This is a genomic window from Mesorhizobium sp. BHbdii, from assembly GCF_053848045.1.
This window is the reverse complement of record NZ_JBSPKX010000217.1, coordinates 1-445: the sequence shown is the minus strand read 5'-3', so window position 1 is coordinate 445 and position 445 is coordinate 1. Positions and strand designations below refer to the sequence as shown.

The window sequence follows — 445 nt, the reverse complement described above, 5'->3', positions numbered from 1 at the left end:
GACACCCGTGACGCTGACCATCCGCACGACAAAGCCGATCCAGACATTCGGCAAGGCGGGCGAATTCGCCAATGGCATCATGTATATGCGCATAAACGTGCTCAACAACAGCGGCCAGGCCTGGATCGAATTCCAGTTCGAGCTTCAGGAGATATTGGATCAACCGAGCGTATTTGGTGATGGGCTTTCCTTCGACCAACGCAACAAGACGCCCGACAATATTTGGTCGAGCAATTTCGCCGATTTCGACCGGGAGTTCGAGCCTTATGACCGGCTGCTGTTCAAGAACGGCAAGGTCGACCCGCTGAAGACCGCCAGTTTCGAGTTCCTGATGACCGATTACACACCGCGATGGACCTTTTATCTGGTTCAGGATCCGCGCATCCCGACCGGATAGGGCTACCGGCCGGTCTTGCAAATTGCAGTCATGCGGACGAATGTGCGC

1 pseudogene is annotated in these 445 nt (G+C 55.3%); it reads left to right on the top strand.

Annotated elements, in window-relative coordinates:
• A pseudogene (locus tag ACWTU8_RS32715) lies at positions 1–397 on the top strand (hypothetical protein); the annotation flags it as partial.
• Between the last annotated feature and the right edge of the window lie 48 nt (positions 398–445).